Annotated in this window: 29 protein-coding genes; 9 read left to right on the forward strand and 20 right to left on the reverse strand. The window is 41.8% G+C overall.

What is annotated here, in order from left to right:
• The first annotated feature begins 21 nt into the window (after window positions 1-21).
• A complete protein-coding gene (locus QUD85_RS06840) occupies window positions 22-393 on the forward strand; it encodes a hypothetical protein (RefSeq protein ID WP_093328994.1) in 372 nt (123 codons plus the stop codon).
• A 41-nt stretch (window positions 394-434) separates the two neighbouring features.
• Here QUD85_RS06840 and bcp read toward each other — a convergent pair whose 3' ends face one another.
• Window positions 435-908, reverse strand: a complete 474-nt coding sequence (gene bcp, locus QUD85_RS06845; RefSeq protein WP_093328992.1) for a thioredoxin-dependent thiol peroxidase — start codon at window positions 906-908, stop codon at window positions 435-437.
• Between the two features lie 354 nt (window positions 909-1,262).
• Between bcp and bamC the strand changes: the two genes are divergently transcribed.
• On the forward strand, window positions 1,263-2,330 hold the full coding sequence (bamC, locus tag QUD85_RS06850) for an outer membrane protein assembly factor BamC (protein WP_093328990.1): 1,068 nt from the start codon (window positions 1,263-1,265) through the stop codon (window positions 2,328-2,330).
• A gap of 14 nt (window positions 2,331-2,344) precedes the next feature.
• On the opposite strand, the gene QUD85_RS06855 is transcribed toward bamC, so the two are convergent.
• The 7 genes from QUD85_RS06855 to QUD85_RS06885 all read right to left on the reverse strand — a co-directional run bounded on the left by QUD85_RS06855 (window position 2,345) and on the right by QUD85_RS06885 (window position 8,515).
• The gene (locus QUD85_RS06855; protein WP_093328988.1) at window positions 2,345-2,533 is read right to left on the reverse strand and encodes a hypothetical protein; all 189 of its coding nucleotides are present in this window, start codon (window positions 2,531-2,533) and stop codon (window positions 2,345-2,347) included.
• Between the two features lie 3 nt (window positions 2,534-2,536).
• Entirely contained in the window at window positions 2,537-3,211 is a 675-nt protein-coding gene (locus tag QUD85_RS06860) for a M15 family metallopeptidase (RefSeq protein WP_093328986.1), read from the reverse strand.
• 2 nt (window positions 3,212-3,213) lie between these two features.
• The gene (gene dapE, locus QUD85_RS06865) at window positions 3,214-4,350 is read right to left on the reverse strand and encodes a succinyl-diaminopimelate desuccinylase (protein ID WP_093328984.1); all 1,137 of its coding nucleotides are present in this window, start codon (window positions 4,348-4,350) and stop codon (window positions 3,214-3,216) included.
• Window positions 4,343-4,696, reverse strand: coding sequence for a Spx/MgsR family RNA polymerase-binding regulatory protein (locus QUD85_RS06870; RefSeq protein WP_093328983.1), 354 nt, complete (start codon window positions 4,694-4,696; stop codon window positions 4,343-4,345). The genes dapE and QUD85_RS06870 overlap by 8 nt, the downstream gene beginning before the upstream one ends.
• A 5-nt stretch (window positions 4,697-4,701) precedes the next feature.
• Complete coding sequence (locus QUD85_RS06875; protein ID WP_093328981.1) at window positions 4,702-5,085, reverse strand: ACT domain-containing protein; 384 nt, start codon at window positions 5,083-5,085, stop codon at window positions 4,702-4,704.
• 118 nt (window positions 5,086-5,203) lie between these two features.
• Window positions 5,204-7,318: a phosphate acetyltransferase gene (gene pta / locus QUD85_RS06880; protein WP_093328980.1), complete on the reverse strand. Its 2,115-nt coding sequence runs from the start codon at window positions 7,316-7,318 to the stop codon at window positions 5,204-5,206.
• A 3-nt stretch (window positions 7,319-7,321) separates the two neighbouring features.
• Entirely contained in the window at window positions 7,322-8,515 is a 1,194-nt protein-coding gene (locus QUD85_RS06885) for an acetate/propionate family kinase (RefSeq protein WP_093328978.1), read from the reverse strand.
• A gap of 215 nt (window positions 8,516-8,730) precedes the next feature.
• Here QUD85_RS06885 and yfbV point away from each other — a divergent pair, with 215 nt between their 5' ends.
• Complete coding sequence (gene yfbV / locus QUD85_RS06890; RefSeq protein ID WP_245732099.1) at window positions 8,731-9,228, forward strand: terminus macrodomain insulation protein YfbV; 498 nt, start codon at window positions 8,731-8,733, stop codon at window positions 9,226-9,228.
• Between the two features lie 17 nt (window positions 9,229-9,245).
• On the opposite strand, the gene rlmA is transcribed toward yfbV, so the two are convergent.
• A complete protein-coding gene (rlmA, locus tag QUD85_RS06895; protein WP_093328976.1) occupies window positions 9,246-10,055 on the reverse strand; it encodes a 23S rRNA (guanine(745)-N(1))-methyltransferase in 810 nt (269 codons plus the stop codon).
• An 82-nt stretch (window positions 10,056-10,137) separates the two neighbouring features.
• On the reverse strand, window positions 10,138-11,802 hold the full coding sequence (gene asnB, locus QUD85_RS06900; RefSeq protein WP_093328975.1) for an asparagine synthase B: 1,665 nt from the start codon (window positions 11,800-11,802) through the stop codon (window positions 10,138-10,140).
• 379 nt (window positions 11,803-12,181) lie between these two features.
• Between asnB and QUD85_RS06905 the strand changes: the two genes are divergently transcribed.
• From QUD85_RS06905 to QUD85_RS06915, 3 genes are read left to right on the forward strand one after another with little or no spacing between them, the layout of a single operon-like run.
• Window positions 12,182-12,982 carry an ABC transporter ATP-binding protein gene (locus QUD85_RS06905; RefSeq protein ID WP_093328973.1) on the forward strand — a complete coding sequence of 267 codons (801 nt, stop codon included), beginning with the start codon at window positions 12,182-12,184 and terminating at the stop codon, window positions 12,980-12,982.
• Window positions 12,983-12,984: 2 nt separating this feature from the next.
• Window positions 12,985-14,187, forward strand: a complete 1,203-nt coding sequence (locus QUD85_RS06910; protein WP_093328971.1) for an ABC transporter permease — start codon at window positions 12,985-12,987, stop codon at window positions 14,185-14,187.
• A gap of 9 nt (window positions 14,188-14,196) precedes the next feature.
• A complete protein-coding gene (locus QUD85_RS06915) occupies window positions 14,197-15,369 on the forward strand; it encodes a C15 family peptidase (protein ID WP_093328969.1) in 1,173 nt (390 codons plus the stop codon).
• Here QUD85_RS06915 and QUD85_RS06920 read toward each other — a convergent pair.
• Window positions 15,353-16,036 (reverse strand): NAD-dependent epimerase/dehydratase family protein, encoded by a 684-nt coding sequence (locus QUD85_RS06920; RefSeq protein ID WP_093328967.1) that lies wholly within the window; start codon window positions 16,034-16,036, stop codon window positions 15,353-15,355. The two genes, QUD85_RS06915 and QUD85_RS06920, sit on opposite strands and share 17 nt — an antisense overlap.
• Window positions 16,037-16,124: 88 nt before the next feature.
• Between QUD85_RS06920 and QUD85_RS06925 the strand changes: the two genes are divergently transcribed.
• Genes QUD85_RS06925 through QUD85_RS06935 form a run of 3 tightly spaced genes read left to right on the forward strand, consistent with a single transcriptional unit; the run spans window position 16,125 to window position 18,071 of the window.
• Window positions 16,125-16,829: a hypothetical protein gene (locus QUD85_RS06925; protein ID WP_093328964.1), complete on the forward strand. Its 705-nt coding sequence runs from the start codon at window positions 16,125-16,127 to the stop codon at window positions 16,827-16,829.
• Between the two features lie 2 nt (window positions 16,830-16,831).
• Window positions 16,832-17,656: a M48 family metallopeptidase gene (locus QUD85_RS06930; RefSeq protein ID WP_093328962.1), complete on the forward strand. Its 825-nt coding sequence runs from the start codon at window positions 16,832-16,834 to the stop codon at window positions 17,654-17,656.
• 10 nt (window positions 17,657-17,666) lie between these two features.
• The gene (locus QUD85_RS06935; RefSeq protein WP_093328961.1) at window positions 17,667-18,071 is read left to right on the forward strand and encodes an MAPEG family protein; all 405 of its coding nucleotides are present in this window, start codon (window positions 17,667-17,669) and stop codon (window positions 18,069-18,071) included.
• A gap of 25 nt (window positions 18,072-18,096) precedes the next feature.
• Here the strand turns inward: QUD85_RS06935 and QUD85_RS06940 are convergent, their stop codons facing one another.
• The 9 genes from QUD85_RS06940 to hisD form a co-directional block, all read right to left on the reverse strand.
• Entirely contained in the window at window positions 18,097-18,546 is a 450-nt protein-coding gene (locus QUD85_RS06940; RefSeq protein ID WP_177168875.1) for a GNAT family N-acetyltransferase, read from the reverse strand.
• 83 nt (window positions 18,547-18,629) lie between these two features.
• Complete coding sequence (locus QUD85_RS06945; protein WP_093328958.1) at window positions 18,630-18,929, reverse strand: DUF6559 family protein; 300 nt, start codon at window positions 18,927-18,929, stop codon at window positions 18,630-18,632.
• Between the two features lie 101 nt (window positions 18,930-19,030).
• Window positions 19,031-19,648, reverse strand: coding sequence for a bifunctional phosphoribosyl-AMP cyclohydrolase/phosphoribosyl-ATP diphosphatase HisIE (gene hisIE, locus QUD85_RS06950; protein WP_093328957.1), 618 nt, complete (start codon window positions 19,646-19,648; stop codon window positions 19,031-19,033).
• Window positions 19,645-20,418, reverse strand: a complete 774-nt coding sequence (gene hisF / locus QUD85_RS06955; RefSeq protein ID WP_093328955.1) for an imidazole glycerol phosphate synthase subunit HisF — start codon at window positions 20,416-20,418, stop codon at window positions 19,645-19,647. Before hisF ends, hisIE begins: the two co-directional genes overlap by 4 nt.
• Entirely contained in the window at window positions 20,400-21,137 is a 738-nt protein-coding gene (gene hisA / locus QUD85_RS06960; protein ID WP_093328954.1) for a 1-(5-phosphoribosyl)-5-[(5-phosphoribosylamino)methylideneamino]imidazole-4-carboxamide isomerase, read from the reverse strand. The genes hisF and hisA overlap by 19 nt, the downstream gene beginning before the upstream one ends.
• Window positions 21,134-21,778, reverse strand: coding sequence for an imidazole glycerol phosphate synthase subunit HisH (gene hisH / locus QUD85_RS06965; RefSeq protein WP_093328952.1), 645 nt, complete (start codon window positions 21,776-21,778; stop codon window positions 21,134-21,136). The genes hisA and hisH overlap by 4 nt, the downstream gene beginning before the upstream one ends.
• Window positions 21,778-22,851 (reverse strand): bifunctional histidinol-phosphatase/imidazoleglycerol-phosphate dehydratase HisB, encoded by a 1,074-nt coding sequence (gene hisB / locus QUD85_RS06970; RefSeq protein WP_093328951.1) that lies wholly within the window; start codon window positions 22,849-22,851, stop codon window positions 21,778-21,780. Before hisB ends, hisH begins: the two co-directional genes overlap by 1 nt.
• Window positions 22,851-23,927 carry a histidinol-phosphate transaminase gene (gene hisC / locus QUD85_RS06975; RefSeq protein ID WP_093328949.1) on the reverse strand — a complete coding sequence of 359 codons (1,077 nt, stop codon included), beginning with the start codon at window positions 23,925-23,927 and terminating at the stop codon, window positions 22,851-22,853. Before hisC ends, hisB begins: the two co-directional genes overlap by 1 nt.
• A complete protein-coding gene (gene hisD, locus QUD85_RS06980; protein WP_093329106.1) occupies window positions 23,917-25,233 on the reverse strand; it encodes a histidinol dehydrogenase in 1,317 nt (438 codons plus the stop codon). The genes hisC and hisD overlap by 11 nt, the downstream gene beginning before the upstream one ends.
• Window position 25,234 lies beyond the last annotated feature (1 nt).

The raw sequence follows: 25,234 nt of genomic DNA on the forward strand, positions 1-25,234 counted from the left end.
GCTTTTTCAGATGGAGTTGATATGAGTAGACTATTGTCTTTAGTTTTTTTTACCACCTTGTTTTTGGTGGGTTGCAGCAACACAACCTTGTATACCAATGGGCCTAAGTATATGGAAAGCCAGGCAAGAAATAGTGTGGTAGACACCTATACCAACTATCAAGTCTGGGAATTAGGTGGCAAACAATTGCGCTATGTTGAAACTAGGCATTGCCAACATGATTTTCGTCAAGAAATGCCCAGTAAATCAGCAATGATTGATAGTCTTAAAGAGCAAACTCAAAAACTGGGTGGCAACGCCCTAGTGGTTGATTCCTGTGATTATGCCGATACAGCAACCTGTGACGTCGAAATGTTATGTAAGGGTTTCGCTTACCACATCGACTATCAATAGACGGCGAAAAAAAGCTCCTATATGGAGCTTTTTTTGACGTTTTAGTTAAGTTCGTTAAGCACGTCAAGCACCACTTCGTGGTGATTTTTAGTTTTGAACTTATCAAACACATGACGGATATTGCCGTCTAAGCCGATTAAGAAGCTTAATCTGTGAATACCGTCATATTCTCTACCCATGAACTTCTTTAGGCCCCACACGCCAAAATCATCTGCTACTTTATGATCAACATCTGAAAGTAGCGTAAAATTTAATGCATCTCGTTCACAGAATTTAGCCAATCGTTTGCTTTCATCAGGGCTAATGCCAAACACAACCGTGTTCTTTGCTTCGAGTGCCGACTTGCTGTCTCGTAAACCTTGCGCTTGTATAGTGCACCCTGGCGTCATCGCCTTTGGATAGAAATAGACCAGAACCTGCTTTTTACCGATAAAATCGGCCAAAGCGACTGTATTGCCGTTTTCATCTGGCAATTCAAATAGTGGAGCTTTATCACCTACAGTAAGCGTTTTCATTTGATTTCCTTTATTTTTTAATCGCTTTTCATGCGAAACATTGGCAAATGCGATAAAAGCACGTATCGCAATTGCTGAAGTATTTGGCGTACATTTTAAAATAAACTATTAAAATTTAGTATCCATCAATATGCTGATATCAATCCATTAACAAAAATGGTAACAATTCTAGCCAATTATTGCCTATGTTAGCTTGTTTTTGCATACGTCTGAAAGTAACATTAAGCCCACTTTTATTTTTAACTGTGTAGAAGCGCTATTCAAAATGAACTTATCAATAAAAGCGCACTCATATATAAGCAGTCAGTAGTACACATAGGTGTTATCAAACTTAACGGTTTGATTGGAGTTTTAATGAATCGTCAATTAATCGCAATGTCGGTATTGTTGTCTTTAGCGGCATGTTCAACAGGTGGTCACAAGCAGGCTGGTGGCAGCTTCGATTACGCAGAGGCTGATGAAAGCCAACCTCTTATTATCCCAGAAGGTCTTAAAACGCCAAAATATAGCGAAGAGTTTTATGTGTCCAACCAGATCAATCAAGAAGGTCCTGTTGGTAAATCAGTTGATATTAGAGCGCCGAGCTTAACACTGCCGGTTGCTACATCATCTCGTGTAGAGCCAAAGGCGCAACAAGCGACAATTTGGTTTGACCAAGTACTTGATGACAAGAATTTAACGGATTTTATTAAAAACGCCATTGCTAAGCAGTTGGAAAAAGACAACGTGCAAGAGCAAGCATTGTCTAGCAATGTCATCGAATCTGGCTGGTATGACATAGAGCAAATTTCTGGCCCATGGCTATTTGAATCTATCGAAGTTGTTGAGAGCATGCGTTATAAGTATGAGCTAGCACCTAAGCCTCACGGACGTAGTGTTGCATTAACAGTCTCTTTGGTTGATTACAAAAGTGATGCCAATCAAAAAATGGACCCTATCGACAAACAACGCGCAGAAGTAGCAATGCTAAATGAGATCGTTGCACAGGTTGATTACCAGTATAGGGTTTACAAGCGCGATCAGCGTTTACTGCGCTCTAGTCAACAGCTAGTTAGCTTAGGAGCCAACCCTGAAGGTGAAGCATCTTATATTGTCGAAATGGAAGCCGATTCGCTATGGCTTAATATGCCAATTTTCTTTGAAGATTATGGCTTTAGCGTTACCGATCTAAACGAAACCAAGCAAATCTATTATGTCGATTTTGTGAAGCCGGATAACTCATTCTGGCAAACACTATGGGGTGATGACGTACCAGTGATTGAAGTTGAAGATGCGAGTTATCAGTTCGTGTTAAAAGATTTGGGCGATGAGTCGACATCTGTAACGATTTACAATTCGCAAGGAGAGCCATTACCAGTGGAAACATTGGAGCGTATCTACCCTGTGATGGAACCCGCGCTATCGTTTAGAAATGTATTCTAAAGTAAAAAAAGCTTCTAATTAGAAGCTTTTTTTTCGTCTGAATCTGATGTTTTGTCCTTACTATTTCTTGGTAAGGTTTCTTTAAGGTCATTCAAGCTTTTTTTTCTCAGCGGTTGGCTCGCACTTTTATGCACCGTACTGAGCGCACCTATGATCATTAAAAACACCACGATGGCGATGATAATGCCGATTTCTTTACCCATAATTTATCCTACATTAACTACATACTGATCATACAGTGCTGGCAAACTATCAAGCAAGGCTTGTTTACCCATTATATTGCTTGCAGCAATACACTGAGCGAGCACATCTAGGGTAAGTTGGCTCAAAAATGGTTTGGATAATGCTCCAAACGAGAGATGCCAAGGCTCTGCTGCAACGCCGCCTCTGTATTTGTCGTAGGGCCAATAGTAGCCGTATTTAGATGCGTTATTAGTGAGCCATTGGGTTAACGGGTAAAAATAGCCATCTTGCTCGTATTCCCAAGGTGCTAATTGTAATGCTTGATTACTTGGTAGCAATGAAGGAGAGTATAGATCAATGTCTGTACCCCAATGATGTCTGCTAGCACCTGGTAAGGCTGAATAGAGCATTATTGCCTGTATTCGTTCAATGTCAGGTAGTTGGGTAATGTCGACTTTTTCATCTTTTTCGTTAAAGACAGGCTTTGCGCCACTAAATTTGGCATTCCATATCGCTAACTGCTGCTCAAAACTTCTAAAGCTACTGGCAATGGCAATGTCGATACCATCCTTTTGAGCATCATGCTGCATTAGCTTAAAACTTTGCACTGCGTCCTTGTGAAGCAAAACCGACGGGCTTATCTCAACAAGATGCGTTGAGGTTTTTCCCGTCAGTATAGCGTCAGCAGTGCTTGTCACGATTAACTCGCCAACACGTCTACCAACACCTGATAGTAGATGTCGGTCAGCTTATCAAGATCGGCGATAGAAACGCATTCATTGATCTGATGTATGGTTTTATTGCTGGGGCCGAGCTCAACAACTTGTGCACCGGTAGGTGCAATGAAACGACCATCAGATGTACCACCGGAGGTAGATAGTGTTGTGGTGATATCGGTCACTTGCTTAATTGCATGCTCACATGCATATACAAGTGTGCCAGGCTCAGTGATAAAAGGTTTACCGTTGTATGTCCATTTTATATCAAAATCTACGCCATGTTCTGCCAGCGTACTTTCAACTTTTTCTACAATGATTTCATCTGACAGTTCAGTACTGTAACGCAGATTAAATAGGGTAGTGACATGTCCTGGTACAACATTGGTCGCGCCAGTACCGCCATTAATGTTGGTTATTTGAAAGCTTGTTGGTGGAAAATACTCATTGCCATCATCCCAATGGATTTGACTAAGCTGCGCTAATACTGGCATCGCAAAATGAATGGGATTTTTAACATGGTCAGGGTAGGCAACATGCCCTTGATGTCCTTTTATATCAAGATCAGCCGAAATAGAGCCTCTGCGTCCATTTTTGATCACATCACCGACTTTGTCTGTGCTTGATGGCTCGCCAACAATACAGTAATCAATCTTCTCATTTCTAGCTTCCAGCGTATCAATAACACGCGTTGTACCATTGATAAATGGGCCTTCCTCGTCACTGGTGATCAAAAAAGCGATTGAACCTTTATGATCTGGATAGTCTTTTACAAATCGCTCTGTTGCCACCAACATCGCTGCTAAGCTACCTTTCATGTCTGCAGCGCCACGTCCATAAAGCATGCCATCCTTTTCTGTCGGCACAAACGGGTCGGTATGCCATAGATCTAGATTACCAGCAGGCACGACATCAGTGTGTCCGGCAAAGCAAAAGACAGGCGCTTGCGTGCCTCGGCGAGCCCAAAGGTTTGTGGTATCTTCAAATACCATCGTTTCTTCCAAAAAGCCGACGCTGCCTAAAGTTTCCATCATTAATGGCTGACAGCCTTCATCTTCTGGCGTAACAGACTTACGCGCGATAAGTGCTTTTGCTAACTCAAGCGTCTTGGGATTATGCATTGTCAAAATACTCTTGATAATCGGCCGCTTTAAAGCCAACTTTGTAGTTGCCATTCATGTGCATTATTGGGCGCTTTAATAACGTAGGTTGTGCAAGTACTTCAGGCGTAATCGTGGATAATGAAAACTGTGCTTTAACGTCGTCGCTCAAGTTACGGTATGTTGTACTGCGTTTATTAATTAACACATCTAAAGCGATATTTGACGCAAACTCATCGAACAAGGATTCAGACAAGCCGGCTTTTTTATAATCATGAAAGGTGTATTCAATACCCGCGTTATCTAGCCATTTCATGGCTTTTTTGACAGTATCGCAATTGTTAATACCGTATAAAGTGATGGTCATAGTTACTACTCAATTATGTCGTATTGGTTCGCTTTCAGCGCGTTAATCGCACTTTGCATATTATTCTGTTTTACCAAAATGTAATCTGTATCAAAGGTAGAAATGGCGAAGATGCTAATTTTAACGTCAGCAAGTACAGATGAAATTCTCGCAAGAATACCGGTTAAGGAAAAATCAAGTGGACCCACGACTTCTAATGCCTGCCAATCTCTTTCTACATCGTCACTTATTATCTCGATTTCTTGCGGGAGTACAATAGATACTTCTTCATAAGTTTTAGCAATAAAATATATTGGTGCATCGAAGACGTGCTCGGGTATGTGGCTATTCACCGCTAAACTATGAATGGCAAAGGTATCTTCTAATCGTTTTAAGGTCAGTTTTTTCATGTGTAATCCAAAAAAAGGATATCCACAAAAGTTGTGGATATCTTTGTTAGTATGCTCTGGGAAGTAATCTAATTATATGATTTTAATTGATTTTTTAAGTAGATCAAAAAACTATCAGTTAGGGTTTTGCTTGTATTGCCGTTAACGCAATAGTATAAACAATATCGTCAACTAGTGCGCCACGAGATAAGTCATTTACCGGCTTTCTCATGCCTTGTAGCATAGGCCCAATACTGACCAATTCCGCACTTCGTTGTACCGCTTTATACGTTGTATTACCGGTATTGAGATCTGGAAATACAAAAACTGTAGCCTTACCAGCAACAGGGCTATCTGGCGCTTTTTTAAGGGCAACATTTTCCATAATTGCAGCGTCATATTGAAGCGGCCCATCAATAATTAAATCAGGACGTTTTTGTTTAGCAATATCGGTCGCTTGTTTTACTTTTTCTACATCTTCGCCGGTACCTGACGAGCCAGTACTGTAACTTATCATGGCAACACGAGGTTCAATGCCGAACTGCAATGCTGAATCAGCCGATTGAATCGCTATGTCAGCGAGTTGCTGTGCATTGGGTTCTGGGTTAATTGCACAGTCGCCATAAACAAGTACCTGATCTGGCATTAACATGAAGAATATTGAGGAAACTAAAGAACTACCTTCAGCCGTTTTAATCAATTGAAGGGCAGGCCTAATGGTATTTGCTGTAGTGCCAACAGCACCAGAGACCAGCCCATCAACTTGTCCCATTTGAAGCATCATGGTGCCTAGCACATTATTGTCTTTCAACTCTTCACGGGCGACGACATCGGTTAGGCCTTTGTGTTTTCTCAGTTCCACCATTGGCGCCACATAGTTGTCGCGAATGACTGCAGGGTCGGTGATCAGTAACCCCTCTGGCAGGTTAATACCTTGTTGTTCAGCTGTACGTAATATTTCTTCTTTATCACCCAATAATTGGCAACGCGCTATGCCACGTTCTACACAAATAGAGGCGGCTTTGAGTGTCCGAATTTCGTTGCCCTCGGGCAAAACGATAAGTTTATTGGCTTGTCGTGCTAGTTCAGTCAGCTTGTGTCTAAAGGCAGGTGGCGACAGCAAGTTGTTAGAACCACTTGTTTCCGTTAAATGTGAAATCCAATCTTGGTTTAGATTATCAGCAACATATTGTTGAACTTTCTCGATTCGTTGCTCATCGTCTGCAGGAATTTCTGGATTAAAATTCATCAAATGACGAGACGTTTGCCATGTATCCCAAGGTACGGAAAGCACAGGTAGACCGGCTTCTAATGCTTGATTACACAGAGTGAGTACCTGTTCATTTGGCTTAATGCCATTGGTCAATAACAAAGCGCCTACTTTAGTACCGTTCAAAGAAGACAAACAGGTTGCAATGATAATATCGCTGCGATCACCTGGTGTGACAATGAGTCTGCTTGGTTGAAGATGGCTCACCATATTACTGACGGTACGAGCGCAAAAGCTGATGCTTCGAATACGTCTATGGTCCATGTCGCCATCATTGATAATTTCCGCCCCTAAGTAATGAGCGACATCGCGCACACGTGGCGCAATCAAATCGATTTCCCAAGGAATCATGCCTAGCATGTCGAAGTTGCGGTTGTTAAAAATCGAAAGCGAACGCCATTGTTCAAACGATTGAGTGCTATCTTCGTCTTCTTTTGGCAGTAAGCCATGCTCATCGGTATCAGGCGCATTTATTTTGTTAATAATGCAGCCAAGAACTTTCTTGCTTTTAATGCCACCGTAGGTTTCGGCACTTACTTCAACTCTGTCTTCGAATGCTTCTGGTTTGTCGTTATCTGGAGAAGCAACAAGCACAATTTCAGCCGATAGAGCGCTTGCAACACTGGCGTTTATCCGTCCTGCATAAGGTTGTCTTTGGGTTGGTACTAAGCCCTCGATGATAGTCACTTCATGGTCACTGGAGTACTTGTTAAAATTACCAACGATTTGTTCAAGGATGATGTCTTGGTCGCCATCACCCATTTTTTCTTCAACATAGGTCAGTGGTATGGCTTCGTTGTCTGCAAGTTGGATAGCTGCAGCAGGTGCACGTTCAGTTTGCAAAACATTTCGCGAAGCTTGACTGATCGGTTTGAAGTAGCCCGCATCGATACCACTTCGGCGGCATGCATGCACTAAACCTAATGCAACGCTGGTGAGACCAACGCCAAATCCGACGGGAATAAGCATAATTCGTCTAGGCATTTTTTACTCCTGTAATAGCTGGTAGGTTTGCTTCGCAATAACCCATTCTTCATTAGTAGGAATAACCCAAGCGGCAACTCCTTGATCTGATGTAATACGTCCACTTTTACCAAAACACGTGTCATTGTTTCTACTTTCATCGAGCTGCACACCTATTAGGTGCAGCTGTTTTAGAATTTTAGATCTTACCAAGGCTGAATTCTCGCCAATACCGCCAGTAAAAATTACGCCATCTAAAGAGGGCAGTGCGGCGCAATAACTCGCGATAGATTTAGCAATGCGATAACAGAACATATCAAGCGCCAGTGCCGCTTGTTCGTTGCCTTTATCAACCGCTTCTTCTATGGTTCTGCAATCATTACTTAGTTGTGAAACACCTAATAAGCCACTTTGCTTATTGAAAATGTCATTTATCTCGCCAATGCTATATCCAAGTTGGTCTACCATATGGAAGATAACACCAGGGTCGACGTCACCGCTACGAGTACCCATCATCACTCCCTCTAATGGTGTTAAGCCGAGTGAGGTGTCAACGCTCTGCCCATTTTTTATTGCACATACGCTACAGCCGTTACCTAAGTGAGCACTAATGACATTAAGCTGATCTACCGATTTGTTTGCAAATTCTGCCGCTTGTCTCGATACAAAGTAGTGGCTAGTACCGTGAAATCCGTAACGTCTAATCGCATGCTCCTGATAGAGCTCATAGGGTAAACCATACAAAAACGCTGTTTTAGGCATGGTCTGATGAAAGGCTGTATCAAAAACCGCGGTTTGTGGAAGGTCACTGAAGATGTTTTGGCAGACTTCAATGCCGGTTAGATTTGCACGGTTATGAAGCGGGGCCAGTTTAGCTAGATCTGCTATTGCATTGGCGACTGTTTGATCAACAATGCAAGGAGCGGCATATCGCTCACCACCATGAACAATACGATGCCCGACGGCAGAAATAGTGTTGGTTAGAGCAAGTGCGTTCAACTTTTCTACTAACGCGCGAATTGCCTCGCTGTGATCTTTTTTATCACACAGTCCCACGGTAGATTTTTCACCATCATGTTTGAATGTGATGCAAGCTTCATTATCACCTAAGCGTTCAGCGAGTCCACTGAGCAATAAGTCGCCGGAATTGGGTTCAATAACAGAAAATTTAACGGATGAGCTACCACAATTAATTACCAGAATATTTTTATTGGACATAGTATCTTGTGCGTTAGTGTGAAGGTTTAAGTTCAAATTATAGAACGACTTTTAACATTTTTGTTGTTTTATTATAGGTTTATCTCTTTTTTTACAAAAATGAATTTTATTGCACTATAGAAATGAATAGCGTGCGTGAGTCGAGGGCTAATAATCATTGAAAGTTGATGCGGTGTGATTAAAGCCAGCCATCCTTTCATGATCTAAGACACCTGGTGTTTACGTATAAATTTGGTAACAATTATTACGTTTATATTCTGCATTATCGATTAATGCTTGTTATACTCAGCGATATGGAAAAACTGAATTTACTGCAACTGATTAAGCTTGGCCGCGAATACTTAGCGTTATGGCCCAATAGAAGAGAACTTCGCCAATATTTTGCGGAATATAATGGTGTGGAAGTTGCTCGCTTTGTTGAGCGTTATTTCCCAGGGATTGCGGTATTCATTTTCGCTATGCAGTTATATTTCGCTGGTATAAGTTATCTACCTAATGCCCTTGTTTATCTACTTTTCTTTTTAAGCTTACCGTTTCAAAGCTGGATAATGATGGGACTGAAAGCTGACAAATTTTTACCGCCTTCTTTAGCGTCTTGGTACAAAGAAGGTGTCGCTAAATTTAATGAGCAGGGTGGGGATATCAAACTATCGGTGAGTAAACCCCGTTACCTTGATTTAGCCAAGTTATTGAATTTAAGCTACAGCAAGTAGCGCAAACAACTCACTCACTAACAGTCTTTTTGATACAACCGGATCAGAAAATCTACCTCACATTCAAATGAAGATAACCCTTGTATATGAGTTGTTAGGGCATCTGTTACTTTAAAAGCAAACGGTGTCATTGATAGCAAGTTGAGAATATCTTCGCTGTTATCAAAGTGCAGTGTATAGCTTAACGTTTCTTGATGAACCAAAGTTAAATTATCGATTGGTTGTTTGCTTTCATCGTGCGGTTGCGCGTCGCGGTAGATTAACTGTTTTAGCTGCGCAAGATGATTCTTCGCTGGGGTTACGGTGAGTAAATGTCCTTTGTCTCGCAACACCCGCGTAAACTCTTGCTCCAAAATAGGGGCGTAAATTGAATAAATCCAATCAAAATGTTCAGCTTCAAACGGTAACTGCGATAGCGTACCTACGCTAAAGTGACAGGTTTTGTGGGTTTTTGCCGCTAGCTTTATTGCCTCTTTGGCAATGTCTACACCGTAAACGTGTTCCGCTAATGCTTGATGCCTTTGGGTATAATAACCCTCGCCACACCCCGCATCTAATACATTGGTTAAAGGCCCATGCTGACTGGCTATTTGTGTAATTTTATCCGCTAGTGGTTGATAATATCCGTTACCTAAAAAAGCACGTCTTGCCATCACCATAGCTTTGTTGTCACCTGGTGCTTTAGACTTTTTAAATTGCACCGGCAACAAGTTAACGTAACCTTCTTTAGCTCTGTCAAAACAGTGGTTTTGTTGGCACTTAAATGTAGTACCTTGAAGTGTTAATGGCTGTGCACAAAGCGGGCAGGAATAGTTGGCTGTAGACATAGGTAAGGAAAATATTAGATTTGTTGTTATTTTACCTAAAGCCAATAAAAAAGCGACCCTAAGGTCGCTTTATCAGCAGTGCCTAATAGGCATCATTATGGACAGACTGTACCGCTCTGCCTGAAGGATCTGCCATATTAGCAAATGCTTCATCCCAGGCTAATGCCTGCGGTGTAGAACAGGCGACCGATTTACCGCCTGGGACACATTCAGCGGCGCTCACTAATGGGAAGTGCTCTTCAAAAACACTACGATAGAAATACGCTTCTTTGGTATCAGGCGTATTGATCGGGAATTTGAATGCGGCATTTTCTAATTGTTGGTCGCTCACTTGTGCTTCGACAAACTCTTTTAAAGAATCGATCCATGAATAACCAACGCCATCAGAGAACTGCTCTTTTTGGCGCCACAATATCTCTTCTGGTAAATAACCTTCAAATGCACTTCGTAGAATGCCTTTTTCTATTTTTCCGTTGCCACACATTTTATCTGCTGGGTTCAATCGCATAGCCACATCCATGAAGTTTTTATCTAGGAAAGGCACACGAGCTTCTACACCCCAAGCGGACATTGCTTTGTTTGCGCGCAAGCAATCAAACATATGTAACTTACTTAACTTACGTAACGTTTCTTCATGAAACTCTTGAGCATTTGGCGCTTTGTGGAAATACAAATAACCACCAAAAATTTCATCAGCGCCTTCACCTGACAATACCATTTTGATGCCCATCGCTTTTATTTTACGCGCCATTAAGTACATTGGCGTGGAGGCACGAATCGTGGTCACATCATAGGTTTCTAGGTGATAAATAACCTCCTTTAAGGCATCTATACCTTCTTGCACCGTAAAGTGAATACTGTGATGTATAGTGCCAATAGAGTCGGCAACTTTTTGTGCTGCATCAAGATCCGGTGAGCCTTTCAAACCTACAGCAAAAGAATGCACTTTAGGCCACCACGCATCTGATAAATCATTTTCTTCAACACGACGTGCAGCAAACTTTTGTGTAATTGCCGATACCAATGATGAATCTAGACCACCTGATAACAGTACACCATAAGGCACGTCCGTCATTAAGTGGCTTTTAACTGAATCTTCAAGTGCAGTTTTTAATTCTGATTCACTCGAGGTATTGTTTTCCACTGCGCTAAATTCATGCCAGTCACGTTGATAGTATGGCTGCAGTTCGCCAATGCTTGAGTCTAGTACGTGGCCTGGAGGGAACTCTTCTACTGTTTTACAAATCGGCATAAGTGCTTTCATTTCTGAAGCAACATAAAAATTACCATCTTCGTCATAGCCAGTGTATAGCGGAATAATACCAATGTGGTCACGCGCTACGATATAACGATTGTATGTTTCATCGTATAAAACAAACGCAAACATGCCTTGTAAGTCGTCAACAAACTGCGCACCTTTTTCTTCGTATAATGGCAAAATAACTTCGCAATCAGAATGTGTCTGAAAGGCGTAATCAACCGTAAGTGCTTTAGCCAACGTTTTATGATTGTAGATTTCACCATTAACCGCGAGAATGTGATTTCGATTTTCATTATATAAAGGTTGAGCACCATTTTCGGTGTCTACAATAGCTAAACGTTCGTGAACTAATATGGCATTATCATTATGATAAACGCCTGACCAATCTGGGCCTCTATGGCGCAGTAAACGCGAATATTCGATGGCTTTCGGCCTTAACGCCAACGCATCACCTTTAATATCTAAAATACAGAATATTGAACACATTGATGTGTTACTCCTTTATACAATCTTATTTTTATCGAAATCGAGGGGCATTCTCACAACCCCATATACCAATCCTATTGGATTAGAGCCTTTACTCTGCACAGGTATAACTAAAAATTCAACGGTTTTTTTAAGTGCTTTAACAGCTCATTTAGAACATTTTGTAGCAACCATGACTAATTAGTTATACCGCACTAATGCTATATGCATGCGCATTGCTCCCTTTAAGGGAGCTAACCTATAGCAATAACAAATAAGCCTTTAACGTAGGAAACAGTTGCTTTTATCGCGGTAAATCAATTACTTTATGTTGATACACAACGATTAATCGTGCGCCACAGCGCAGGTTAATTGCACATGGTCATTTTTGGAAACGTGCATGATAGAAGTGAAAGGACTGAGTAAGTCATTTAAGTTAACCAAAGAAGCAAAAAAACAGTTAAAAAGTGAGCAGCAAGACCCTCGCCAAGAAGGCGATTTTTTTCACGCGTTAACCCGTGTCGATTTTGCCTGTAAACCAGGTCAAGTCCTTGGTTTGCTAGGCCCTAATGGTGCAGGAAAAACAACAACGCTACGCATTTTAGCTTCATCAATTAGGCCAGATCGCGGCGAAATATTGGTTAATAATGTCAATATTGTTAAAAACCCTGAACAGGCTAAGAAGAAAATAGGCTTTTTGTCGACAAACACGGGTTTATATCAACGTCTGACTGCAAAAGAAAACATCGAGTACTTTGCAAAATTGCATGGCATGTCTAGCAAGCAAATAAGCGAGCGAGCGCCTGTATTATATGAGGAACTGGGTATAACCGAGTTTTTACATCGTCGCGCTGAAACCCTATCTACGGGTATGAAACAAAAGGTATCGATAGCAAGGGCTGTTGTGCATCAACCGGATGTTCTAGTGTTAGATGAACCTACAACTGGCTTAGATATCATGGCGACAGAGACTGTTTTGTCTTTTATTGAAAACCAAAAGGCGAAAGGCACACCCATCATATTTTCTACACACCATTTAGAAGAAGTTACCATGTTAGCGGATGAAATCGTGGTGATTAATCACGGTAAGTCGTGTTTTAGAGGCACGGAAGAATCGTTAAAACAACAAATGGGCGTATCGAGTTTTAGAAAAGCATTTATGCACTTAGTGAATAAACCGAAAAAGGAAGAGGCGATATAACCATGTTTCAAGTGTATTTAAAAGAACTGCTAGAGCTTGTTCGTGATAGAAAAACCTTATTCTTTATCATTGCTTTACCGTTATTAATTTTCCCGGTTATTTTTGGCGTTATGGGCGCTATTGTTGCGAATGTAGTCATTGACGAACAAAAACGCGTGGTTGAATATGCCATTGTTAATGAAAAACAAGCACCAGAATTTGCAGAAAAGATGTTTTATCACCGCGATTTTACGCGAGTGGAAATGACCTTTGATACAACACAGCAAATGAAAGATGCGATTGTAAATGGACAGGTGGAATTAGTCATTGTGATCAGTGACGATCACAAAAGCAAACTAGATGCTAATGCCAAGGATGTTTGGCATATTTATTACAACAATGCCTCTCAAATCAACTCTATTAAGCAAAAAATAAACAAAGTATTAGCGCCATATCAAGACAAAGTAAGAAATGCCCGCTTGGAAAACCTCGGCATAACTATGCTCGAGTATGAACAGCTAGATACACCGGTTGCATTGAAAACTATCGATACGGCCGACAAAAGAGAAAGTGTTGGTGAAAAAATAGGGGGCATTATTCCTTATTTGCTGATTGTTTTGTGTCTAACAGGGGCAATGTATCCAGCCATTGATATTGGCGCAGGTGAAAAGGAAAGAGGGACCTTAGAAACACTACTATTAACGCCTATCTCTCGTCTTTCACTGGTCTTGGGTAAGTTTTTAACCATTATGACAACGGCGGTATTAACGGCGGTAATTACCGTGTTAAGTCTCGTGTTGTGGGGCTTTATTTTTGGAGAAATACTTGGCCTTGATACGGTTAAACAAGTTTTAGCGACTATTGGTACGGGTGATCTGCTGTTAATTCTACTTATGCTCATACCGGTGTCTTCTATTTTTGCTGCATTATTACTCGCGATATCGATTTATGCGCGAAGCTACAAGGAAGCGCAAAACTATATGGGACCAATGACTATTTTAGGCTTTTTCCCGGTAATGATAGCGATGTTGCCAGGCATTAAGCTCGAAGGCGTTTGGTCACTTGTGCCGATTACCAATGTCGCGTTAGCGATTAAAGAAATATTAAAAGGTACAATTGAAGCACCTATTTTCATCGCTATCTTTTTATCAACCTTTGTATTTGCAATGATTGCAATAGCATTTTGTGTACAATGGTTTAAAAAAGAAGCAGTGCTTTTTCGATAAGAGAATTTTATGGTAAACCGACGTAAATGTTTAACTTTGGCAGCATTACTATTTGTTTCAAATGTTGTATCCGCGTTAGATCTCACTGAGTTAACTGTTGAAGAGAAACGTATAGATAAAGCCATAGAGGCGATGCCAAAGGTAACGTCAAGGCTAGATAGTCGCGTCAAGCAATTTGAAACGCAAATAGTAAAAGCTAAAAACTATACTGCCTTAACGGAAATAGTGATACGGCACGGTTCGCGGCTTTGGACAGACGCGGTAATGGCGTTTTCAGAAGATGGTAATTACGAAGATCGCAGTTTATATTGGGCAAGATTGAAAATGGCCAAAGCATTGCGTCTGGCGCCGGCTTTTAAAGCGCTTTATCAAGTGCAACAGAGCAAACTTGTGACCAAGTTTGAGCTTCTGACCCGTGGTCAATCGGATATTGATTTTAATCGCAACGCTGACATTAAAATTCTGTTGACTGGATTTGACCCGTTTTTTCTCGATAGAGATATCAAACAAAGTAATCCTTCGGGCGTATCTGCGCTTTATTTTGACGATGTTTACATGAGCGTAGAAGGCATCACTATAGAAATAGAAACTGTGATCGTGCCGGTGCGTTTCGCTGATTTTAATCAGGGTATGATAGAAACTATCTTAACCCCTTATGTAAAGCGAGGCGGGGTAGACATGATAGCTACCGTGAGCATGGGGCGAGAGCAATTTGACTTAGAACATTTTCCGGGTCTGCGCAGGAGCGCTAAAGCCCCCGATAATCTTAATATTTACACGGGTGCAAATGATACAAATCCTTTAGTTCCGCAGCTGAATGACGCGCCTTTAAAAGGCCCTGAATTTTTGGCCTTTTCATTGCCATACAAAGCAATGATGGCAATTGATGAACCTTTTGCTGTTAACGACAGGCGCACAGTTACTACTTTATCTAAAGGCACATTTGATGCCCAAGCCTTATCTGACTTAGCCCAACAAACCTCTGTAGAAGGTAGTGGTGGAGGCTATTTGTCTAACGAAATTTCGTACCGAAGTATCTTGCTTCGTGATAAATATCGTCCAATATTGCCAGTAGGACACATTCACACGCCAAGAATTAAAGGTGTTGATAAAGAAACAAGCGCTGCTATCGCTAGGCAAATTAAGCAAATGTTGATTGCAGCAGCTAAAGTGATTCATTAGCAGATAAAGCAAGCGAGAGTAATTCGTTGTTTTCAGCGATCGTTACTTTGTTATCGTTTTCTTTAAGGGCAAGCGCCACCATGGCGCTTGCAACCTGTTTAGCATGGATAGGTTGAAATTTATCGAATGGCTTTATCCAAGGTTTGCTCGCCGCTGAGAAAAGTTTTTGTCCCATCCCTTCAGCAAAACGCTGCTCATTTCTGTTGCCTAATAGTAGGCTTGGACGACAAATAACAAGTTTGACATTGTGTTGCTTGCATAGCTCAATCAAACGTTGTTCAAGTTCGCCTTTACAGCGATTGTAAAAAATCCAAGAGCGAGCATTGGCTCCCATGGCGCTGATCAATATGATTTTCTTTACCCCGCGAGCGATTGCTTGCTTGAGCAAAAGATAGGGCAGTTCAACGTCGATGTGATAGAAGGCTGTTTTACTGCCGGCGACCTTTATCGTGGTGCCCAAACAACAAAAGGCGGTATCTAATTCAATATTCGGTATTGCTGAGGCTGGCTGAGAAAAATCCACCTGCTGATAGCTAGCTTTACTCTTTGCTATATCAGGTACGGTGCGCACGGGGCAATAAATGTTAGAAACACTGGGTACTAACGTTAATTCGTCGACTAATAACGTACCCGTTAATCCGGTTGCCCCAAGTACTAAACAGTTCATCTAACTCTCTTTTTTTATTGCGGTAGTTCTATGCTATACGGTATCTTAAGTATATCAAACGTCAAAGATGAACGTAGTGAGAAATAACATGGATACCTTGTTGAAGGCGGCAATAACGACACTTGCTTTGTCATGGTGTAGCTTTGTTTATGCTTTACACTCTGAGCAAGAAGCTGCGAAATCAGAATCTCAACCGGCAACAAGCAAAACAGCACAGCAACAAGCCAAAAATACACAACCTGGTGTTAGGGCATTAGCGCGATATGCAGAAGAAAAACAAATCGTAGAGCAGCAAGAATTACTGATGAAAACCTTACAGTTAACACCAAAGGAATTGGTGGATAATTTTGGTCAAAAATATATCGGCATGATCGTACCTCAACCGGTTTTGATTCCTTTTTTAGATCAGTTTAAATCACTAGAGCCTGATACCTATGCGGCACTTCGTCGCAATCAAATTGGGCGCGATCACAATCTTTTTCACGTAACACTGGTGACTCCGCCAGAATACAAACATATAGACAAAGCATTGTTACAATCGCTGCAGCAACAAGCGATTACCGTCAACTTAATTGGTCTTGGTAAAGTCGCGCAGGGTGCTAGTACGGCCTATTTTGTGGTAGCAGAATCGTCTGAAGGACAATTTTACCGTCAAAGTTTAGTGTTGGGACAGAAAGACTTTCATGTAACGCTAGGTTTTTCGCCACATGATATCTATAACACCGCAAAGAATCGAAGCACGTTGATTTTCACGCCGCCTCAATCTGACATCAATATTCCGAGTAGAAATTAACAATGAACATTAAAAGTATTGTTTTATTTATCATAGCAACGTGTTTCTTAACCGCTTGTCAAACGTCCTCGACAGGGCGAACACAAATTATGCTTTACTCTAAGCAAGAATTAGATGCGATGGGTGAGCAGTCTTTTGCAGAAATGAAAAAGTCGCAACCACAAAGCACGCACAAACCAACGATTGAGTTTGTTCAATGTGTTGCCGATGCGATAACCAAAAATGTGCCGAAAAGCGCACACTCTGGTGAATGGGAAGTGGTCGTATTTGACTCTCCACAAGTCAATGCCTTTGCCATGCCTGGCGGTAAAATTGGTGTCTATACTGGTATCTTGCATGTCACAGAAGATCAACATCAGTTAGCAGCAATAATGGGACATGAAGTAGCGCATGTTATTGAGCAACACTCAAATGAGCGACTGTCTTCGAATCAGTTGACCAGTATTGGTTTAGCGGCAGCTGACGCTTATATGACGGCAGATAATACCGAAAACAAAGAACTTTGGATGACTGCTTTTGGTGTTGGCGCCCAATATGGCTTGCTAATGCCTTATAGCCGCTCACATGAATCAGAAGCGGATATCGTTGGCCAAAACTTAATGGCGCAATCTGGTTTTGATCCAGAAGCCGCTATCAGTTTATGGCAAAACATGGCTAAATTGGGCGGTGCCGCACCGATGGAGTTTATGTCGACACACCCATCGAACCAAACACGTATCAGTGACTTACGATCACATTTACCTAAAGCTATGACGTTCTATCAGCCACATCAAGGGGCGTCTTGTACTAAACCTAAAGTGATTCCGAAATCTAAACAAAAACAATAAAGGGCTATTTATGTTAAACAACTTTTTAATTACGGGGTTTTACGCTGGCCTGCTTGTACTTTGGTACATGAAGCTGTCTTTCTCAGTGATCAAGCTTCGTAGACAGTTACAAGTAGGTATTGGCGATGGCGGTGAAAGCAAATTACAAAAGGCGATACGCGTACACGCCAACTTTTCAGAATACATCCCGTTTGCTTTATGTTTATTGGCGATTTACGAATTCAATGTAGGCAATGTATTAACGACACACATTTTTGGCGCAAGCTTACTGATCAGTCGAATCTTGCATGCGCAAGGTTTAATGCGAAGTAAAGGGCACTCAAATGGTCGGTTTATTGGCATGGCAATGCTGTACTTAACCATGTTGGTGTTGGCGGTGATCAATGTCGTCGTTTACATAAACGCCCAGTTTTAACAAAAAAGCCGCGTTAGCGGCTTTTTTATTGTTTAACCATGGCTATATGTGGGATGCCATCTTCTTGATATGGTTTTCCCTCAACATTAAATCCGCAACCTTGATAAAATGCTTGTAAATGTGATTGCGCTGATATCTTTATGCCAATAGGTCCGTAAGCGGATTCACAAAGCGCAATTGATTTTTCCATTAAAGGCTTTGCTATGCCGGTACCACGGTAGGCTTGCTCGATAATAACACGACCTATACTTGGGTAGTTTTCATAGCTTGTTCCCTTCGGCAATATGCGACTATATGCAATTAACGAATCCCCGTTATATAGCATTAAGTGAATAGCTTCAGGATGTTTGTCTACATCATCAGTATCAGGGTAATAACAGGTTTGCTCTACAATAAAAACCTTGTTCCTAAGCTGCAATATGTCGTAAAGCTCGTGTGTTGTTAGCTCAGCAAATGTTTTGTGTAACCAGATCACAATGGACTCGATAGAATGTAAAACGGCTATTTTTCACGAAATAGCCGTTAAATGCAATGCAGTGATTGTGCTAACGCGGTTGGTTAGTCTTGAATTAGGCGTGGTAGTTTGCCTTGGAAGTTTTTACTATTCAAAAACGACAAAATGTCTTGTTTGTAACTTCTCACACACAAAGTCGGATACTCAAGCCCAAGTACATTCTTTAATTCTTGATCTGATAAATGCAAGATGTAACCAAGCGGCAGATATTTTGGGTTAAAGTTGCAATGATAAACCGTGGAGCGCACCTGGCTTCCCGAGTAGTATTGTTTTTCACCATAGCGTTTTTTAAGCTTCTTCCTGAGCTTATTGGTGTACTTCTTAATCGCCCAATATTTGAACATCTGCGCTTCCCGTGCAAAATATATGTGTGAGTTAAATGGGTTAATAATTATGCAGTTAATTGCTCATAAATCAACCTATTTTTAACATTAATTTTACAATACTACTTGTGGCGTTCAATCAAAGTATTCATTACATCATTAAGCGTTAAGCCCCTAGCTTGCAACAATACAATCAAATGAAACAACAAGTCTGCGCTTTCGCCTAGTAATGCCGCGTCATCTTCGGCTACACCAGCTAACGCTACTTCTACGCCTTCTTCACCAACTTTTTGTGCAATTTTATTCATCCCTTTAGCAAATAATTGCGCAGTATAACTTTCGCTTGCATCAGCGTCTTTTCTACTGGCAATAACACTTTCAAGTATGCTGATAAAATGGCGTTGGTTGAAATTACTCTCAGGAAAGCAAGATGTAGTGCCTAGGTGACATGTAGGGCCGTTAGGTTGTGCTAAAGCAATTAATGAATCTTTATCGCAATCTGTGATCAACTGTTTAAGATCTAATGTATTGCCTGATGTTTCACCTTTTTGCCATAGCCTTGATTTTGAACGACTATAAAAGGTCACCTTTTCTTGCGTTAAAGTGACTTCAATCGCTTCTTTGTTCATAAATCCTTGCATAAGAATTTCACCGGTTAAATGGTGCTGAACAATTGCGGGAATAAGGTTGTCCATTTTTTCATAGGCAAGTTGTTGATAGTTTTCTTGAGTGATTATCATGGTCTTATTGATATCCCTGACTGCTTTAAAGATTGCTTTAATTCGCTCATGTCGATAACGCCTTTATGAAAAACACTAGCTGCTAAGGCGCCGTCAACGTCTGCTTGTTGAAATACATGACTAAAATCTTCGATTTTTCCTGCACCGCCAGAAGCGATAAGAGGCACCTTACAATGCTCTCGAGCTAACGTAAGTTGAGTAATATCATAACCTTGGCGAACGCCATCTTGGTTCATGCAATTCAACACGATTTCACCGGCACCGCGATTGACCACTTCTTGAATCCAGTCCATCGTTTGCCATGACGTTTTCTGCGTGCGGGTTTCATCACCCGTAAATTGATAGACCTGATAACGTCCAGTGCTTTCATCAAAATAGCTATCAATACCAACCACCACACATTGCTGGCCGAAATGTTCAGCGAGTCGAGTGATCAGGGATGGATCTAACAAAGCAGGGGAGTTAATAGAAATTTTATCAGCGCCCATCTTTAGAATTTGCTGTGCATCACTTTCTGATTTAATACCACCGGCGACACAAAAAGGAATATCAATCACTTGGGCAATTTTGCTGACCCAACTTTTATCAACGACGCGTCCATCGGAGCTCGCTGTAATATCATAAAAGACCAGTTCATCGGCACCTTCTTCTGCATATCGCTGCGCTAGAGGTACAATATCACCAATAATTTCGTGATTTCGAAACTTAACCCCTTTTACGACTTTGCCATCTTTTACATCCAGACAAGGAATTATGCGTTTTGCCAGCATGCGATAGCCTCTTCTAGGGTAAATTTTCCTTCCAATAACGAACGTCCTAATATTACTCCGGCAACACCCGTACCTTCTAAGCGTTTGATGTCTTCAATACTGCCGATGCCACCAGAAGCTTGCCATTGTATATTTGGGTATTTTCCACAAAGTTCTTGATAAAGCGCGACGTTTGAACCGGTAAGTGTGCCGTCTTTACTGATATCGGTACATAGTACGTGTTTGATTCCAACAGATTCATATTCTGCTAACAAGTCTTCTAAGTTTACGCCGCTATCTTCTATCCAACCATGTGTTGGCAAAAGCTTGTTGCCTTGCTCGTCGATGTTTACGTCAAGCGCTAATACGATTTTATCGCTTCCATACTTAAGCACCCAGTCTTTGACCAACTCGGGTTGTTTAATCGCTAGGCTACCAATGACAACACGGTCAGCACCTAGAGCCAGTAATTGCGACAAATCTTCTTCGTTGCGCACACCGCCACCTACTTGAATAGTCATAGTAGGGTGGTTGACAAGCGTTTTAAGTAAAGACAATTGTCTTTTAGTACTGTCTTTGGCACCGTCAAGGTCAACAAAATGCATCACTTTAGCGCCCTGTTCGGCATAAAGATCTTGTCTTTCTTTGGCGCTATCTTGGTAACGGGTCTTTTGGGCGTAGTCGCCTTGATACAAGCGAACAACTTCGCCATTAATGAGATCAATTGCTGGGATCATCATAACGAAAATGACTCCAAAGTAGATTTTTCCATGGTTAAAAAATTCTTAATGATTTTGCTACCGGCTTTGCCTGAGCGCTCAGGATGGAACTGACAACCAACAAAGTTTTTATATGCGATGGCAGCTGAAAAATATGAGCCGTATTGGCATTGAGCGATAGTGTACTGACTAACAGGTGCCGCAAAACTATGCACGAAGTAGACGTATTCATCTTCAGCTATATCGGCAAAAATAGGGTGGTTAGAAAGATTGACTAGGGTATTCCAACCCATGTGTGGTAGCCGCTCTCCATTTGAAGCGAGCGGCAAAACTTGAGTAGGAATAACACCTAAACAGTCCACCGTGTGATTATCACTTCCTTCGACACTAGAATCAGTCATTAACTGCATACCTAGACAAAAGCCAAGCACTGGCTGAGTCAGAGTAGGCAGTAATTTGTCTAGTCCTTTCGCCTTAATATTGGCCATTGCATGTTTTGCATTGCCAACACCAGGCAGAATCACGCGATCGGCGGCTGCAATAATGTTAAAATCGTCACTGATGGTAATCTCGAATCCGAGTCGCTCTATGGCAAACTTAACTGAAGATAAGTTTGCACAACCAGTGTCTACGATAACGAATGTTTCCTGCTTAGACGCCATTATAAAGCCCCTTTAGAGCTTGGCAGTTCATTACCTTCAATCTTGATAGCTTGGCGCAGAGCGCGTCCAAAGACTTTAAACAAACTTTCGACTTGGTGATGGCAATTGCCGTCTGTTGTTGAAAGGTGAAGCGTAATCGCCATAGCGTCACAAAGAGAGCGGAAAAAGTGTCCCACCATTTGCGTAGACATTCCACCAACACTGCGATCACTAAAGTTCGCATCGAAAACTAGGAATGGCCTTCCTGATAAATCAATGCTGCATTGCGCTTGGCATTCATCCATAGGTAGTACAAAGCCAAATCGGCCAATGCCGCGTTTATTGCCTAGCGCTTGCTTTAGCGCATCACCCAAAGCTAGCCCTGTGTCTTCTACACTGTGGTGATCATCAATGTGGTAATCACCAGTCACTTTAACATCGAGTGAAAAACCGCCGTGTGTCGCGATTTGATCAAGCATGTGGTCGAAAAAGCCCAAACCGGTATCAATAGAGGATTGCCCGCTTTGATCTAAATTAACAGATACACTAATGTCCGTTTCTTTTGTTTTTCTAACGACCGTTGCCGTGCGGTTTGCTCCTGTTAGCAATGACACGATATTCGACCAGTTCATGCTTTCTTTGTTATACAAGATACCCGTTATCGACATATTTTCGGCAAGCTGTATGTCCGTTTGGCGATCGCCGATAACATAACTTTTTTGAAAGTCTACAAGACCTTGTTGCAAATAGTCGCTAACCAGGCCGAGTTTAGGTTTGCGGCAATTACAGTTGTCTTCTTCAAAATGAGGACATAAGAGCACATCTTCAAAGTACACGCCTTGAGATTCGAACGTTTCCATCATTCTGTTATGAGGAATATCGAAATCTTCCTGAGGGTAACTGTCAGTACCTAAACCATCTTGGTTTGATACCATGACCAGTTTATATCCAGCTTCTTGTAAGCTTAGTAGCGCAGGAATAACGCCTTTTTCAAATACCAGCTTTTCCAAGCTGTCGACTTGTTTGTCGCTGACTGGCTCATCAATGAGCGTGCCGTCTCTGTCGATAAATAAAATGGGTTGCTGTTTATTCATTAGAGTTCTTTTTCCAATATCGCTTTAAGTGCGTCTAATTCTTGTTCTGAGCCAATACTGATGCGCAGGCAATCTGCAAGTTGTTGTTGCTTTGACTGGTCTCTTATTAATATGTTGTGTTTAAGCAGTAGATCAAACACTTTGTTTTTTTTGCTTGTTCTAAACAACACAAAATTAGCATCAGATGGGAAAACACCTGTGCACCATGTTTGTTGGTTTAGCCACGTCGCTAAACTTTTTCGTAGCTGGTTCGAATCATTAACGCGATATTCCATTTCCATAATGCCTTGTGCATCAAGTGCATGGCTCGCAATTTCGGCAACAGGCGCAGCAATGGGATAGGGCGCGATAACCTTGCTTAACAATTCAATAACTGGAGTATTTGCTAAAGTAAAACCACATCGTAAACCTGCTAAGGCGAACGCTTTTGATAAGGTTCGTAACACGACAAGGTGAGGGTATTGTTCAATGAATTTAGCCATCGTGTGCTCTGGCGCAAACTCAATATAGGCCTCATCAACAACTACGATTGCTTTACCTTCGCTTGCCTCTAACACGGCAATCAGATCTTGTTGCGCTAGCAAGTTACCTGTTGGGTTGCCCGGTGAACATAAAAAGAGCAATTTACACAACGGCAGTTTCTCTATGATATCAGGCACATTCAATTGCCAATTGGCTAAAGGCACTTCTATCACACCGGCGCCGTGGTTTTCTGCTGAAATCGCATACATACCATAGGTAGGTGGACAAATAAGAATATTGTCCTTATAGCTTTCGCAAAAGGTGCGAATCAATAGCTCTATGCCTTCGTCTGCACCACGAGTGGCAAGAATATTTTGTTCTGAGATAGCGGCGTAGTCGCTGTAGGCAGAAATCAAGTTTTTGGGTTGAAAATCGGGGTAACGATTTACGCATTGGCTATTAAGTTGGTAGTGACCATCACCAGGCGATTCGTTGGCATTAAGCCAAATTTTTTCATTGAATACGCCTTCGCCTGCTTGCAGTCTGCGCGCCGATTGATAAGGCACCATGTCGATCAATTCAGCTCTCGCTAATTGCGTGACTTTATTGCTCATTATTAGTCTCCAATCGAATGCTTACTGCGTTTCCGTGTGCGTCTAACCCTTCTGCGTCGGTGAGTTCTAATATACAAGGGGCTATATTTGCTAGGCCTTGTTTACTCAAAGTTTGTACCGTATATCTGCGAGAAAAATCGGCTAATGACAGGCTTGAATATACTTTGGAGTATCCATACGTGGGTAACACATGATTTGTGCCACTAGCGTAGTCTCCAGCAGATTCTGGTGAATAGGCACCTAAGAAAATCGAGCCTGCATTGCGTAATTGGCCGATTAATTGCTGCGGCGACTCGGTTTGAACAATTAAGTGCTCTGGCCCATAACTATTAGAAACTTCAACAGACTCTTGGAGCGACTGTGTTTTAATGTAGCGGGCATGAGTCAGCGCCTGTGCCGCAATATCTTTGCGAGATAAACGCGTCAGTTGTTTACTTATGGCAGCTTGTGTTTGTTCGATTAAACGCTGGCTTTCACTCACCAGAATAACTTGGCTGTCAGGGCCGTGCTCAGCCTGTGACAGCAGGTCTGCAGCCACAAATTCTGGATTAGCCTTGTCATCTGCAATCACTAAGACTTCACTTGGGCCTGCAGGCATATCAATGGCAAAGCCAGGGATTTGTTGAGACAACTGTTTTTTAGCTTCTGTCACGTATTTGTTGCCGGGGCCAAACACCTTATTAACCGCTTTAATGGTATTTGTACCAAGCGCAAGTGCCGCGATAGCTTGTGCGCCACCTACTGTATAGATCTCGTTTACGTTACAAAGGTTGGCTGCCACAATGATTTCATCAGCAATATTACCGTTTTTATCGGGCGGACAAACCAATACTACACGGTCGCACTGGGCAATCTTTGCGGGTACACCCAGCATGAGTACGGTAGACGGAAGCGGCGCGCTACCGGCAGGAATATACAAACCAACAGACTCAATTGCTTCACTTTTTAGCGTACAAACCACGCCCGGACTCGTTTCTACCGTGATATCACTAAATTGTTGCGCGTTGTGAAAAGCAAATATCTGGTCATAGGCTTGCTGCAGGCTTTGTAAGCGTTTGGCGCTTAAACGGGCTTTTGCTTGTTCTACCTGTTGCTCTGTTATCGCTAATTGCTTAAGCGCTACACCATCAAATTTTTCAGTCAAGGCGAACAAGGCTTGATCACCTTCTTCTTGAACCTTTTCTACAATACTAGCGACTTGCGCTGACAAGATTTCACTACTAGCCAAGACAGGGCGCTGAAGCACGTCTTTTCGTGCATTTTCATCTAGCGCCTGCCATTGCAGCGTGTCATAACTTGGCGTCATC

Source organism: Thalassotalea agarivorans (assembly GCF_030295955.1).
GTDB classification, from domain to species: Bacteria; Pseudomonadota; Gammaproteobacteria; order Enterobacterales; family Alteromonadaceae; genus Thalassotalea_D; species Thalassotalea_D agarivorans.